The organism is Stenotrophomonas hibiscicola ATCC 19867 (assembly GCF_000382065.1).
Lineage (GTDB): Bacteria > Pseudomonadota > Gammaproteobacteria > Xanthomonadales > Xanthomonadaceae > Stenotrophomonas > Stenotrophomonas hibiscicola.
Genome location: NZ_KB907505.1, coordinates 86,199 through 100,083, shown reverse-complemented (window position 1 = coordinate 100,083; position 13,885 = coordinate 86,199). Strand labels below are relative to the sequence as shown.

Annotated in this window: 11 protein-coding genes; 4 read left to right on the top strand and 7 right to left on the bottom strand. The window is 67.3% G+C overall.

Going from position 1 to position 13,885, the window contains the following annotated elements; translation table 11 throughout:
* Positions 1-210 precede the first annotated feature (210 nt).
* Positions 211-1,431, top strand: a complete 1,221-nt coding sequence (locus G370_RS0119290) for an APC family permease (RefSeq protein ID WP_019662053.1) — start codon at positions 211-213, stop codon at positions 1,429-1,431.
* Positions 1,432-1,526: 95 nt separating this feature from the next.
* On the opposite strand, the gene G370_RS0119285 is transcribed toward G370_RS0119290, so the two are convergent.
* The 3 genes from G370_RS0119285 to G370_RS0119275 form a co-directional block, all read right to left on the bottom strand.
* Positions 1,527-2,885 (bottom strand): TolC family outer membrane protein, encoded by a 1,359-nt coding sequence (locus tag G370_RS0119285; protein WP_005419128.1) that lies wholly within the window; start codon positions 2,883-2,885, stop codon positions 1,527-1,529.
* Between the two features lie 16 nt (positions 2,886-2,901).
* A complete protein-coding gene (locus tag G370_RS0119280) occupies positions 2,902-3,549 on the bottom strand; it encodes a protein-L-isoaspartate O-methyltransferase family protein (protein ID WP_019662052.1) in 648 nt (215 codons plus the stop codon).
* 135 nt (positions 3,550-3,684) lie between these two features.
* Positions 3,685-4,365 carry a TetR/AcrR family transcriptional regulator gene (locus tag G370_RS0119275; RefSeq protein WP_019662051.1) on the bottom strand — a complete coding sequence of 227 codons (681 nt, stop codon included), beginning with the start codon at positions 4,363-4,365 and terminating at the stop codon, positions 3,685-3,687.
* 117 nt (positions 4,366-4,482) lie between these two features.
* Here G370_RS0119275 and G370_RS0119270 point away from each other — a divergent pair, with 117 nt between their 5' ends.
* Together G370_RS0119270 and G370_RS0119265 are read left to right on the top strand one after the other, a co-directional pair.
* On the top strand, positions 4,483-5,613 hold the full coding sequence (locus G370_RS0119270) for an efflux RND transporter periplasmic adaptor subunit (protein ID WP_019662050.1): 1,131 nt from the start codon (positions 4,483-4,485) through the stop codon (positions 5,611-5,613).
* A gap of 4 nt (positions 5,614-5,617) precedes the next feature.
* Complete coding sequence (locus G370_RS0119265; protein WP_019662049.1) at positions 5,618-8,779, top strand: efflux RND transporter permease subunit; 3,162 nt, start codon at positions 5,618-5,620, stop codon at positions 8,777-8,779.
* A gap of 128 nt (positions 8,780-8,907) precedes the next feature.
* Here G370_RS0119265 and G370_RS0119260 read toward each other — a convergent pair whose 3' ends face one another.
* Positions 8,908-9,813 (bottom strand): LysR family transcriptional regulator, encoded by a 906-nt coding sequence (locus tag G370_RS0119260; RefSeq protein ID WP_019662048.1) that lies wholly within the window; start codon positions 9,811-9,813, stop codon positions 8,908-8,910.
* A gap of 117 nt (positions 9,814-9,930) precedes the next feature.
* On the opposite strand from G370_RS0119260, the gene G370_RS0119255 reads away from it, so the two are divergent.
* The gene (locus tag G370_RS0119255; protein ID WP_019662047.1) at positions 9,931-10,704 is read left to right on the top strand and encodes an SDR family oxidoreductase; all 774 of its coding nucleotides are present in this window, start codon (positions 9,931-9,933) and stop codon (positions 10,702-10,704) included.
* 107 nt (positions 10,705-10,811) lie between these two features.
* Here G370_RS0119255 and leuB read toward each other — a convergent pair whose 3' ends face one another.
* The 3 genes from leuB to leuC are packed head-to-tail and all read right to left on the bottom strand — an operon-like array spanning position 10,812 to position 13,859.
* Positions 10,812-11,873, bottom strand: coding sequence for a 3-isopropylmalate dehydrogenase (gene leuB, locus G370_RS0119250; RefSeq protein ID WP_019662046.1), 1,062 nt, complete (start codon positions 11,871-11,873; stop codon positions 10,812-10,814).
* Positions 11,863-12,441 carry a 3-isopropylmalate dehydratase small subunit gene (gene leuD / locus G370_RS0119245; protein WP_005410953.1) on the bottom strand — a complete coding sequence of 193 codons (579 nt, stop codon included), beginning with the start codon at positions 12,439-12,441 and terminating at the stop codon, positions 11,863-11,865. Before leuD ends, leuB begins: the two co-directional genes overlap by 11 nt.
* On the bottom strand, positions 12,441-13,859 hold the full coding sequence (gene leuC / locus G370_RS0119240) for a 3-isopropylmalate dehydratase large subunit (RefSeq protein ID WP_019662045.1): 1,419 nt from the start codon (positions 13,857-13,859) through the stop codon (positions 12,441-12,443). Before leuC ends, leuD begins: the two co-directional genes overlap by 1 nt.
* Between the last annotated feature and the right edge of the window lie 26 nt (positions 13,860-13,885).

The following is a 13,885-nucleotide window of genomic DNA, read 5'->3' as shown; positions in this document are numbered from 1 at the left end:
AGGGCGGATGCTACGCGGACCGACTGACGTGATCGACTGCATCAATTCTGCTTAGCAGCCGGATTCCTGTCGCAGCAGGACCGGATGCGTGGCTGCGAACGTGTTTGTGGTCACATCGCGGTGCGCACAGTACGGATTCTGATACCGCCACTTGGCGCACGCTGCCAGCCTCCTGTCGACCGCGCTTGTGCGGATTCAAGAGGGCTTGCGATGGACAGCGATAACCGCCGTGGCCGGCACGCGCTGCTGGGAATGGATCACTTCGCGATGGTGGCGTTGACCCTGCTGCTGGGTGGCAGCGTGATCGCCCTGGTTGGCCAGTACACCGCCGCCCAGGCGGGTCCGGCCATCGTACTGAGTCTGCTGCTGGCCGCACTGGGCACGGCGCCGATGCTGTATTGCCTGCACGTGCTGAACCAGCAGCAGCCCGCAGCCGATGGCCTGCACGGCCTGCTGCGGGCCGCTTGGGGCACGGCAGCCGCGCGGCTGCTGGGTACTGCACTGCTGCTGGAACTGGTGATGACCAGCGCCGGCGTGGCGCAGTCCACGGCCAGCCACGCGCGTGCCGTGTTTGCCAGTCGCGGTATTGAAACCGGCAGCGCGCTGCCGGATCCGGTGATGGCCGTCACCAGTCTGCTGGTGCTGGGTGCGTTCGTGCTGCTGCCCCCGCGTCGCATCGCGTTGACGGTCTGCGTGTTGTTGACGGTGAAGATCGGTGTTGGGCTGTTGCTGTTGGCGCTGGCGGTTCGCCACGTGCACTACGCCAACTGGATTCCGTGGCTGCCGGACGCCACCGCGCCCTATCGATTCGGCCCCGGCGGGGTGCTGGCGGCAAGCGTGCCCTTGCTGGGGGTGTTTGCCAGTGTGGGGCTGGCACTGGGATTTCCCGGACGTGGCCGGCAGGCGCGCACGCGATCACCCTGGCTGCTGGCGGCCGCGCTGCTGCTGGCGATGCTGCTGCTGATCATGCTGGCCGCGTTGCAGGCCGGCCTGGTCGAGTTCCCGGTATTGGACAGTACGCGGCCGTTGTCGGTGGCATTGCAGGGCCATCCGCAGTTGCAGTGGCTGCTGCCGTTGCTGCCGCTGGCGGGCATGGCCGGGCTGGCAGCACTGCTGCTGGTGCTGTTGTCGCTGGCCGCACACCTGGCAGCGCAGCTCCGGCCTGTGGCCGGTGATGAAGCGCCCGGGTTGCGGACGCGGCTGATACCGGTCACCGTGGTGCTGACGGCGGCGCTGCTGGCCTTGGGAGCGCCGGCCGGCGCATTGCCGGTGCTGCCGGGTCCAGCAACCCTGCTGGTGATGGCAGCCTTGTGTCCGGCGGCACTGCGTGTCCGTGCGCCGATGCCGGGTGCTGCAATGGTGCTTGCGCCCCTGGCCACGGCGCTGTGCGTGCTGACCGCAGTGGAACGGGCAGGCGCGTGGCCGGGCTGACGGCCGGCCACGCGCCATGCGTGGGTCGGGCCGTACGCGCCGCCCACAAAAAAGCCACCCTCGCGGGTGGCTTTTCGTTGCCGGCAGGCGACGGCTCAGTGCGTCGTCGTTGCCGGATTGCCCGCGTCCTGGGTCAGCAGGCGGTTCACGTCCTGCAGCTCGGCCACGTCCAGTGCACCCAGCGACTGGCTCAGCAGCAGGCGGTTCTGCAGGAAGGTGTAACGGGCCTGGGCGTAGTCCAGCTGCGCCGAGAACAGGATGCGCTGGTTCTGGATCACATCCAGCACGGTACGGGTGCCGACCTCCAGGCCGACCTGCGAAGCGTCGTACGCGCTCTGCGCCGAGACCACCGCCAAGCGGCGGGCTTCCACTTCGCTGATGCCCTGCACCAGGGTCTGGTAGGCATTGCGGGTATTGCGGTCCAGGGCACGCTTCTGCTGCTCGTAGCCGTCCTGGGCGATGTCACGCTGGGCCAGCGCCTGGCGCACGCCGGACTGGGTGGCACCACCGGAGAAGATCGGCACGCTCAGGGTCAGGCCGATGCTGTTGGTGCGTGCGTCCGGCGACAAGGAGCCGGCGCCGGTGCTGTCGCCCCAGGTCGCGCTCTTGCCCCAGCTGCCGCCCAGCGACAGGGTCGGGTAATGGCCACCGCGGGCAGCCTGCACGCCAGCTTCGGCCGCACTGACCTTCAGCTCCTGCGCCTTCAGCGCCGGATTCTGGGTGGTGGCCTGCTGCACCAGCTCATCGATGTTGCCGCGGTTGGCCGGCACTTCCGGGCGGAAGTCCGCCGGCAGGCCACGCAGGTTGGTCACCGGCTGGCCGGTCAGTTCGGTCAGGGCCTGGTAGTTATCGGCCAGGGTGTTCTGCGCAATGATGGTGTTGGCACGCGCCTGGTCGTACTGGGCGCGGGCTTCGTGCACGTCGGTGATCGGCGCCAGGCCCACTTCCAGGCGCTTGTCGGCGAAGTCGAACTGCTTCTTCGCGGCCGCTTCGTTGGTCTGCGCGGCGTTCAGCGATTCGATCGCCACCAGCACGTTGAAGTAGGCCGCCGAGGTGCGCACGATCAGGTTGTCGTTGGCCGATTCGAGGGTGAAGTCCGCCGCCTTGCTCAGCTCACGCTGCGAGCGCAGGTTGTTGATCTGTGTCCAGTTGAACAGCGTCTGGCTGCCGTCGATCGTGTAGGTGCGGCGCTTGTTGGTGAACGAGCCGGAGTTGGCGTCGGCGTTCGGCTCGCTGCGCGTGCGGTTCAGCGCGGCCTGGCCGTTGATCTGCGGCAGCAGGGCGGCACGCGCCTGCACGGCGCCTTCCTTGTCGTACAGCCGGGTCGATTCGGCGGCCGACAGCTGCGGATCGCCGTTGCGGGCCATTTCGTAGACCTGCAGCAGGTCGGCGGCATGGGCGGACAACGGCAGCAGGGCAGTGGCCAGCGCAACAGCGAGGGATCGGCGGATCATTGCGGCTTCCTTGGACTCAGAGGTGGAACTGGGGGGCCGGGGCGGCACCACGCAGGTAATCGATATCGGTCTCGAACAGGGACTCGGAGCTGCCGTCGGCCTTGACCAGCAGGGCCTCCATCGCCGGCGAGCGGCCGTGGATCACGAACAGGCGGCCACCCGGACGCAGCCACGAGGCGAACTGTGACGGCACCACGTCGACCGCACCAGTGACACAGATCACGTCAAAGCGGCGTTCGGTCTGCCAGGACAGGGCATCGGCCACTTCCACGCGGACGTTGCTGCCCAGGCCGGAAGCGTCCAGGCGGGCACGCGCGGCGGCGGCCAGCTCCGGGTCGATTTCCAGGCTCAGCACATCGCGCGCCAGCGCGCCGATGCAGGCGGCCAGGAAGCCGCTGCCGGTGCCGATTTCCAGCACTTCGTCACCCGGCTGCAGGTCCAGCGCCTGCAGGGTACGGCCCTCGATGACCGGCTTCATCATCTTCTGGCCGTGGCCGATCGGCAGTTCGACATCGGCGTAGGCCAGTGCCCGGTGTGCATCGGCGACAAAAGCCTCGCGCGGCAGGCGGGCCAGGACGTCGAGCACCTTGATGTCCAGCACGTCCCAGGGACGGATCTGCTGTTCCACCATCAGTTCGCGGGCGTGGGCGTAATCAATCGTCATGAGGTTCAAATCCAGCGCAGTGGGCCGGCCATTTTACCGGTGCCGGAGGCCGGCGGCGCGCCCAGAGCATCAGCTGCCGGGGGCCGGGGTCGCAGTGCCGGAAGTCATCGCGACCTCCGGTTCGTTCAGTTTTGGTTATTCAGCTGTTCCGGCCCCTCGCGGCGCGTAGGCGCGCAGGAAGAAGTCGATGCTGGCGGTCACGTGGGCAAGAGGGTCGCATTCCACCGGTGACAGTGGCATGCCGCACATCATATGCATGTGCACTTCGCCCTTGACCAGGGTCAGGAACTGCTCGCCAGCCAGCGAATAGTCGGTGATTTCCAGCTCGCCGCGCTCGGCGCGTGCCCGCAGGAAGTCAGCCAGGGCCTCGCAGGTACGTTCCGGTCCTGCCTTCCAGAACAGCTCGCGCAGGCGTTCGTCGGTCTCCGGCGCCATCATCATGCGCTGGATCGAGATCGCCGCGTCGGAGGTGATCAGTTCGAAGAAGGCCAGACCGATGCCGATCAGCTGGTCGCGCAGCGGGCCGTCCGTGTCGGCCACGAACAGGGCATCGGGCAGCATTTCAATGCACTTTGACTGCACGGCCTCGGAGAACAGGGTCTCCTTGTCGCCGAAGTGGCTGTACACGGTCAGCTTCGAGACGCCGGCCTGGGCGGCGATGGTGTCCATGCTCACGCCGGTATACCCCTGTTCGATGAACAGTACCTTGGCTGCTTCAAGGATCGCCGCGCGCTTGCCCAGATCCTTGGGGCGCCCGGGTCCGGCGGCCTTGGCAGCAGGCTTGGCCGACGGCTTGCGGGAAGTGGAAGAACTCATCGCAACAATACTAGACCAAGCGGTTCGATATTTATACTATACCGGCCGGTTTATTAAATTGGGCCGGCAGTCGCGGCTCCCCCTTGTTGCAACCCTGCGTTTTCAGGACGTTGACCGATGAAGATCGTGCGCTGGATGGGCGGTATGGTGTGGGTGGCTGCGCTGGCAGCCTGTTCGGGACAGGAACAGGCGCCGCAGGCGGCCGTGCCGGTACTGGTGGTTCACCCCGGCGAACAGGCCGGACAGGCGCCGGCGGCATTCCCGGGCACGGTGCGTGCCCGCCAGGAAAGCCCGCTGTCGTTCCGCGTCGGAGGCAACCTGGTCAAGCGCCACGTCGATGCCGGCCAGCGGGTGAAGAAGGGCGACGTGCTGGCCGAACTGGACGTGGCTGACTTCGCGCTGCAGGCCCGTGCCTCACAGGCGCAGCTGGCTGCGGCCGAGGCCGACCTGGTGCGTGCCCGCGATGACCTCAAGCGCTACCAGGTGCTGGCCGACCAGCAACTGGTCAGCCGCTCGCAGCTGGACCAGCAGTCCGCGGCGTTCAAGGCCGCGCAGGGCCAGGCCAATGCGGCCCGCGCCAACCTCGATGTGCTGCGCAACCAGGCTGACTACGCGCAGCTGCGCGCGCCGGCCGATGGCGTGATCGCCAGCCGCGAGGCCGAAGCCGGGCAGGTGGTGTCCGCCGGCCAGACCATCTTCAACCTGGCCGCCGATGGCGGCCGCGAAGTGCTGATCGACCTGCCTGAAGCCACCATCCGCGACTACGCGGTCGGCCAGCCGGTCGAGGTGGAACTGTGGAACCGCCCGGGCCAGCGCCTGCCCGGTACGATCCGCGAGATCGCCGCCGCCGCCGATCCGCAGGCACGCACCTATGCCACCCGCGTCAGCCTGGCCGCCGATGCGCTGGCCGATGTCGAACTGGGCCAGAGCGCGCGCGTCTACAGCAGCGCCGGTCGCCACGGTACCCTGCAGCTGCCGCTGGGCGCGCTGCAGCGCGGTGCCAACGGTGCCGCCAGCGTGTGGGTGGTCGATCCGGCCAACAGCACGCTGAAGGCCGCCTCGGTCACCACCGGTGCGTTTGGCAGCGAGACCGTGCCGGTGCTGTCCGGCGTGAACGCGGGTGACTGGGTGGTTGCCGCCGGTGGCCACCTGCTGCGAGCGGGCCAGCCGGTGATCGCCGTGGACCGGCAGAACCGCCCGGTGCTGAAGCCGGCCACGCCGGCCGCTGCCGCCAAGGCCAGGGAGTAAGCCGGTGCGCCGCTTCAATCTTTCCGAGTGGGCGTTGTCCAATCGCCCGCTGGTGCTGTTCGCGATGCTGGCCTTCGCGCTGATCGGCGCGTGGTCGTACAAGCACCTGGGCCAGTCCGAGGATCCACCATTCACCTTCAAGGCGATGGTGGTGCGCACGCTGTGGCCGGGCGCCACCGCCGAGCAGGTCTCGCGCCAGGTGACCGAGCCGATCGAGAAGGCGCTGATGAACACCGGCGAGTACGAGTTCATCCGCTCCTATTCGCGCCCCGGCGAATCGCAGGTCATCTTCATGGCCCGCGACAGCCTGCGTTCCAGGCAGATCCCGGACCTGTGGTACCAGGTGCGCAAGCGCGTGGGCGACATCCGTGCGACGCTGCCGCGCGAGATCGTCGGTCCGTTCTTCAACGATGAGTTCGGCGACACCTACGGCAACATCTATGCGTTGACCGGCAAGGGCTTCGACTACGCGGTGATGCGCGACTACGCCGACCGCATCCAGCTGGAACTGCAGCGCGTGCCCGATGTCGGCAAGATCGACCTGGTCGGCCTGCAGGACGAGAAGGTCTGGATCGAGCTGTCCAACACCCGCCTGGCCACGCTGGGTGTGTCGATGCAGCAGGTACAGCAGGCGCTGGCCGACCAGAATGCGGTCACCGGCACCAGCTTCTTCGAGACCGCCACCGATCGCGTGCAGCTGCGCGTGACCGGCCAGTTCAACGACATCGAAGCAATCCGCCAGTTCCCGATCCGTGCTGGCGACCGCACCGTGCACCTGGGTGACATCGCCGAGGTCAAGCGCGGCTTCGCCGATCCGGCGTCGCCGAAGATGCGCTTCATGGGCGAAGAGGCGATCGGCCTGGCGGTGGCGATGAAGGATGGCGGTGACATCCTCAAGCTCGGTGCCAACCTTGATGCCGAGTTCCAACGGCTGCAGAAGACCCTGCCGGCCGGCATGCAGCTGCGCAAGGTGTCCGACCAGCCGCAATCGGTGGAAGAGTCGGTCGGCGAGTTCGTGCAGGTGCTGACCGAGGCGGTGGTGATCGTGCTGCTGGTCAGCTTCTTCTCGCTGGGCCTGCGCACCGGCCTGGTGGTGGGCGTCACCATTCCGCTGGTGCTGGCGATGACCTTCTTCGTCATGCACTACTTCGACATCGGCCTGCACAAGATCTCGCTGGGCGCGCTGGTGCTGGCGCTGGGCCTGCTGGTGGACGATGCGATCATCGCGGTGGAGATGATGGCCACCAAGATGGAGCAGGGCTACGACCGCCTGCGCGCGGCCAGTTTCGCTTGGGAATCGACTGCGTTCCCGATGCTGACCGGTACGTTGATCACCGCAGCCGGCTTCCTGCCGATCGCCACGGCGGCATCGAGCACCGGTGAATATACGCGTTCGCTGTTCCAGGTGGTGACCATCGCGCTGGTGGTGTCGTGGATCGCGGCCGTACTGTTCATTCCCTACCTGGGTGACAAGATGCTGCCGGACCTGTTCAATCCGCAGCCGCCCAAGCCGGGCAGCCTGTCCGCGCGCTGGCATGCCAAGCGCCAGCAGTGGGCCGACCGCTACCCGGCGCTGGCCAACCTGATTGCGCCGCCGCAGCATGGGCACGACCATGATCCGTACCAGCGCCCGTTCTATCGCAGCTTCCGCCGCTTCCTCGATACCTGCCTGCGCCATCGCTGGTGGGTGATCGCCGCGACCATCGCCCTGTTCGTGTTCTCGCTGATGATGTTCCGCTTCGTGCCCCAGCAGTTCTTCCCGGACTCGACCCGGCCGGAGCTGATGGTGGACATCGAGCTGGCCGAGGGCGCCTCGCTGCGCTCGACCCAGGCCCAGGCCGAGAAGCTGGAAAAGCTGCTGTCCCGCCGCGAGGGCATTGCCAACTACGTGTCCTATGTGGGCACCGGTTCGCCGCGCTTCTATCTGCCGCTGGACCAGCAGCTGCCGGCGACCAACTTCGCCCAGTTCGTGGTGTTGGCCAAGGACATCAAGGCGCGCGAGAGCACCCGCGACTGGCTGCTGCACGAGGTGATCCCGAAGTTCCCGGACGTGCAGATGCGCGTGACCCGCCTGGAGAACGGACCGCCGGTCGGCTATCCGGTGCAGATGCGCATCTCCGGCGAGCACATCGAGAAGGTGCAGGCGATCGCGCGCCAGGTCGAGGCCAAGGTGCGGGAGAACCCGCACGTGATGAACGTCAACCTGGACTGGAGCGAGCCGAGCAAGGTGGTGCGCCTGGTGGTCGACCAGGAGCGCGCCCGCGCGCTGGGCGTTAGCAGCGCCCAGGTCAGCCAGTTCCTGTCCAGTTCGTTGGCCGGGCAGTCGGTGAGCGTGTATCGCGAAGGCAATCGCCAGATCGAGATGCTGCTGCGCGGGCCGGCCGATGAGCGCAACCAGCTGGAGCTGCTGTCCAGCCTGTCGATGCCCACCGCCAACGGTGGCAGCATCACGCTGTCGCAGGTGGCGACGATGGAGTACGGCTTCGAGGACGGCATCATCTGGCACCGCAACCGGTTGCCGACGGTGACCGTGCGCGCCGACATCAGTGATGGCATGCAGGCGCTGGACGTGGTGCATCAGATCCTGCCCACACTGGATGGCATCCGTGCCGAGCTGCCCAGTGGTTACCTGCTGGAAACCGGCGGTACCGTGGAGGATTCGGCACGTGGCCAGAACTCGATCAAGGCCGGCATGCCGCTGTTCCTGGTGGTGGTGGCCACGCTGCTGATGCTGCAGCTGCGCAGCTTCTCGCGTGCAGCGATGGTGCTGGTGACCGCGCCGCTGGGCATCATCGGCGCGACCCTGTTCCTGCTGCTGTTCCGGGCGCCGTTCGGCTTCGTCGCGCTGCTGGGCACGATCGCACTGGCCGGCATGATCATGCGCAACTCGGTGATCCTGATCGACCAGATCCAGCAGGACATCGATGCCGGGCATGACCGCTGGCATTCGATCATCGATGCCACGGTGCGCCGATTCCGCCCGATCGTGCTGACCGCGCTGGCGGCGGTGCTGGCGATGATTCCGCTGTCGCGCAGCGCGTTCTACGGCTCGATGGCGATCTCGATCATGGGCGGCCTGATCGTCGGTACGGTGCTGACGCTGGTGTTCCTGCCGGCGCTGTACGCGGCGTGGTTCCGGGTGAAGCCCGATGAATCCGGGGCGTAACGCCGACCGGGGTCGGATCCCTTTTCCTCCGGGAAAAGGGTCTGGCCCCACCCATGCCGGTTGGTCCGTTCCCAGGTGGGTGCCAACCTTGGTTGGCACAGATGCATTCATCCACGCATGGCGTGGATCTACTGCAGCTGCAGGCCGGCCCTCAAGACCGGCAGCAGCCATTCGATGAACACCTGAACACGCTGCGCGCGGTGTTGCCGATGCGGTTGCAACAGCGTCACCGGCAAGGGCTGCGCCACGTGCTGTGGCATCACCTCCACCAACGCGCCGGATTGCAGTTCGGCCTGCACGTCGTAGCGTGGAATCTGCAGCAACCCCAACCCCGCCACACAGCACGCAATCGATGCCTCGGCGCTGTTCACCCGCACCCAGCCGGGCATCGGCAGCGTGCGCAGATGGCCGCCGTCCTGCCACTCCCACGGTTCCACCCGTGCCGTGGTCGGCGACGCATAGTTCACAGCGCGGTGCTGCGGCAGGTCGGCAGGATGCTGCGGCATGCCGTGTTCGCGCAGGTAAGCGGGCGCGGCGACGTTGACGAAGTCGAGCTGGCCCAGCGTGCGCGCCACCAAGCTGGAATCGCCCAGTTGACCGACCCGCAGCACCGCATCGCAACCGTCCTCGATCAGGTTTACCGCGCGGTCGGTCATGCCCAGGTCCACTTCCACCTGCGGATACTGCGCGAAGAATTCGGGCAGCGCCGGTGCGATGATGCGGCGGCCGATGCGGCTGGGCACGTCGATCTTCAGCAGACCGACCGGTTGCGCATCGTCTTGACGGAACAGCGATTCGGCGTCCTCGACCTCGGCGATCAGGCGCAGGCAGCGGGCATGGAACACGTCGCCATCATGGGTGGTGGACACCCGGCGGGTCGAGCGCTGCAGCAGGCGGGTGCCAAGCCTCTGTTCGAGCTCGGCCACCGCCGCCGAAACGGTCGAGCGGGGCAGGCCGAGCTGGTCGGCGGCGCGGGTGAAGCTGGCGCACTCCACGACCCGGGTGAAGATGCGGAAGCGATCGATCCGGTCCATTGTTCGCTGGCTCTGGAAAGTTAAGTCAATGTGGCGGGCTTTATCCGCTTTTTCTGCACGATATCGTCGTCAGGGCAGGGTTGCCACCCCGGGTAGCCCCCTCCCGAGACCGAAGCCATGACCGAGCATTCCCTCAAGGGCAAGACCGTGCTGATCGCCGGTGGCGCCAAGAACCTGGGCGGCCTGATCGCCCGCGACTTCGCCGCACAGGGCGCCAAAGCCATCGTCATCCACTACAACAGTGCCGCTACCCAGGCCGATGCAGAAGCGACTGTAGCCGCAGTGCAGGCCGCCGGCAGCAAGGCGGTGGCCCTGCAGGGCGACCTGACCTCGGCGGCAGCGATGGAGCGCTTGTTCGCCGATGCCGTGGCCGCAGTCGGCCGTCCCGACATCGCCATCAATACGGTCGGCAAGGTATTGAAGAAACCGCTGCTGGACATCAGCGAAGCGGAGTACGACGAGATGAGCGCGGTCAACGCCAAGGCGGCGTTCTTCTTCCTCAAGGAAGCCGGCCGCCACGTCAACGACGGTGGTCGCATCTGCACCCTGGTCACCTCATTGCTGGGTGCCTACACGCCGTTCTATTCCAGCTACGCCGGTACCAAGGCGCCAGTCGAGCACTTCACCCGCGCGGCGTCGAAGGAGTTCGGTGAGCGCGGCATCTCGGTGACTGCGATCGGGCCCGGCCCGATGGACACGCCGTTCTTCTACCCGGCCGAGAGTGCCGATGCGCAGGCGTACCACAAGACCGCGGCCGCGCTCTCGGCGTTCACCCGCACCGGGCTGACCGACATCGCCGATATCGTGCCGTGGATCCGCTTCCTGGTCACCGATGGCTGGTGGATGACGGGGCAGACCATCCTGGTCAATGGTGGGTACACCACCAAATAATGCAGCCACGCCTGGCGTGGCTGCCTGCTACCTGTAGAGTCGAGCCATGCTCGACTGCTGTTGCATGAGCCGAGCATGGCTCGGCTCTACAGGTGTTGCCCGATGGGTCAGCGCAGTTTGGCCAGCACTGCGTCGGTGGCGGCTGCCGTGCTCACCGCCTGGCCCTTGGCGGCCAGATCGGCGGTGAACACGCCGTCGTCCAGCACGGCGTGCACGGCGGCTTCCACCGCAGCGGCTTCCGTTTCCAGCTCCAGCGAATGGCGCAGCAGCATCGCGGCGCTGAAGATCGTCGCGTACGGATTGGCGATGCCCTTGCCGGCGATGTCCGGGGCCGAACCGTGGATCGGTTCGTAGATGCCGACCGCACCCGGCTCACCCAGCGAGGCCGACGGCAGTAGGCCGAGCGAGCCGGCCAGCATCGAGGCTTCGTCGGTGAGGATGTCGCCGAACATGTTCTCGGTGACGATCACGTCGTACTCGCGCGGCTTGGCCAGCAGGTGCATGGCCATCGAATCGACCAGCTGGTGCTCCAGCGCCACCTCCGGGAACTCCTCGCGGCCGATGCGAGCGGCCACGTCACGCCACAGGCGCGAGGTCTCCAGCACGTTGGCCTTGTCCACCGAGGTGACCTTGCCACGCCGCTGCTGGGCCAGGCGGAAGGCACTGCGCAGCACGCGTTCGATCTCGGCCACCGTGTAGCGGCACAGGTCGCTGGCGCTGTCGGCGTCGCGGGTCTTGTCGCCGAAGTAGATGCCACCGGTCAGTTCGCGTACCACCACGAAGTCCACGCCCTGCAGCAGCTCGGCCTTGATCGGCGAGGCGTGCAGCGCGGCTTCATGGGTACGCACCGGGCGCAGGTTGGCATACAGGCCCAGTGCCTTGCGGATTGCCAGCAGGCCCTGTTCCGGACGCACCTTGGCGTTCGGGTCGGACCACTTCGGGCCGCCGACGGCGCCCAGCAGTACCGCATTGGCGGCCTGGCAGGCGGCCAGGGTCGACGCCGGCAGCGGCTCGCCATGGCGGTCGATGGCGATGCCACCGATATCGTGCTCGCTGAAAGTGAAGGTGTGGTTGAAGCGTCCAGCGACGGACTTCAGTACAGCAACCGCGGCGGCGGCCACTTCCGGGCCGATGCCATCACCGGGCAGGACAACAATTTCAGCGTGCATGCTCACTCTCGTAACGTTCGATTTCAGGGACACGGCCCAACAGATACCCCAACTGGTCGACGCCTTCCAGCAGGCAGGTCTGCGAGAAGCCATCCAGCGGGAAGGAATAGACGCGGCCATCGGGCGTGCGCAGTTCGCGCGCAGCCACGTCGATGGTCAGCTCATCGTCCGGGCGCTGCATCAGCGCCTGCACATCGGCCTCGTCCAGCACGATCGGCAGCAGGCCGTTCTTCAGCGAGTTGCCGCGGAAGATATCTGCGATCTCGCTGCTGACGATGGCACGCAGGCCCAGGTCGGTCAGTGCCCACGGCGCATGCTCGCGCGAGGAACCGCAGCCGAAGTTGCGGCCCGCCAGCAGGATGCTGCGGCCGGCGTTGTGCGGCTGGTTGAAGGCGAAGTCGGCCACCGGCGAACCATCAGCCTGCCAGCGCCAGTCATTGAACGCGTTGCGGCCCAGGCCGGCACGCTCGGTGGTGGACAGGAACCGTGCCGGGATGATCTGGTCGGTGTCGATGTTGGTCTGGCGCAGCACCACGCTGGCCGAGGTCAGGGTACGGAAACCGGCCATCACGCCACCTCCTGTGCGAACAGTTCGCGGGTATCGGCCACGTGCCCGTTGACCGCGGCCCACGCCGCGCTCATCGGCGAAGCCAGCAGGGTGCGCGAACCGGGGCCTTGGCGGCCCTCGAAATTGCGGTTGCTGGTGCTCACGGCCAGCTGGCCGGGCGCGACCAGATCGCCGTTCATGGCGATGCACATCGAACAGCCCGGCTCGCGCCACTCGGCCCCGGCAGCGCGCACGATCTCGTGGATGCCCTCGGCCTCGGCCTCGCGCTTGACGATCTCCGAGCCCGGCACCACCAGCATGCGCACGCGGTCAGCGACGCGGCGGCCGCGCAGGACCTGCGCGACTTCGCGCATGTCGCTCAGGCGGCCATTGGTGCACGAACCGACGAACACCACGTCCACCGGCGTACCGGCCAGCGCCTTGCCCGCCTGGAAGTGCATGTAGTCCAGGCCCTTCTGTGCGGCGGCATCGTTGGCCGCCGGAATCGGCGCGTCCACTGCGATGGCCGTGCCCGGATGGGTGCCCCAGGTCAGGGTCGGGCGGATGTCGGTGGCGTCGATGCGTACTTCGCTGTCGAAGCGCGCGCCGTCATCACTGCGCAGCTGCTGCCAGCGCGCCACCGCAGCCTCGAAATCGGCGCCCTTTGGGCCGCGCGGGGTGTTGGCGACGAAGTCGAAGGTGACCTGGTCGGGCGCGACCATGCCGGCGCGTGCACCGGCCTCGATCGACATGTTGCACAGGGTCATGCGCTGTTCCATGTCCATCGCTTCGATGGTGCTGCCACGGAACTCGATGACGTGGCCGGTGCCGCCGTTGACGCCGATCACGCCGATGATGTGCAGCACCACGTCCTTGGCGCCGACGCCGGGCGCCAGCGGGCCATCGACGGTGATCGCAAAGGTCTTCGCCTTGCGCTGAAGCAGGCACTGCGTGGCCAGCACATGGCCGACTTCGCTGGTGCCGATGCCGAACGCCAGCGAACCGAAGGCCCCGTGGGTGGATGTGTGGCTGTCGCCGCAGACGATGGTCATGCCCGGCTGGGTGAAGCCCTGTTCCGGCGCGATCACGTGGACGATGCCGCGATTGTCCGAGGCCATGTCGAACAGCTCGATGCCGTGCTCGGCGCAGTTGCGTGCCAGCGTGGCGACCTGTGCCTCGGAGGCGGCGCTGGCATAGGGTAGCGTGCCGTCCGCGGCGGCCGGCAGGGTCGGCGTGGAGTGGTCCATCGTCGCCTTGGTGCGGTCCGGGCGGCGCGGCGACAGGCCGCGCTCGCGCAGCTCGGTGAACGCCTGCGGCGAGGTCACTTCGTGGATCAGGTGCAGGTCGATGTACAGCACGGCGGGCGCGCTGTCGGATTCGGGAACCACCACGTGGGCGTCCCACAGTTTGTCGTACAGGGTGCGGGGAGCGGAAGTCATGCGTATGCCTGGCAGAAGTACGAAAT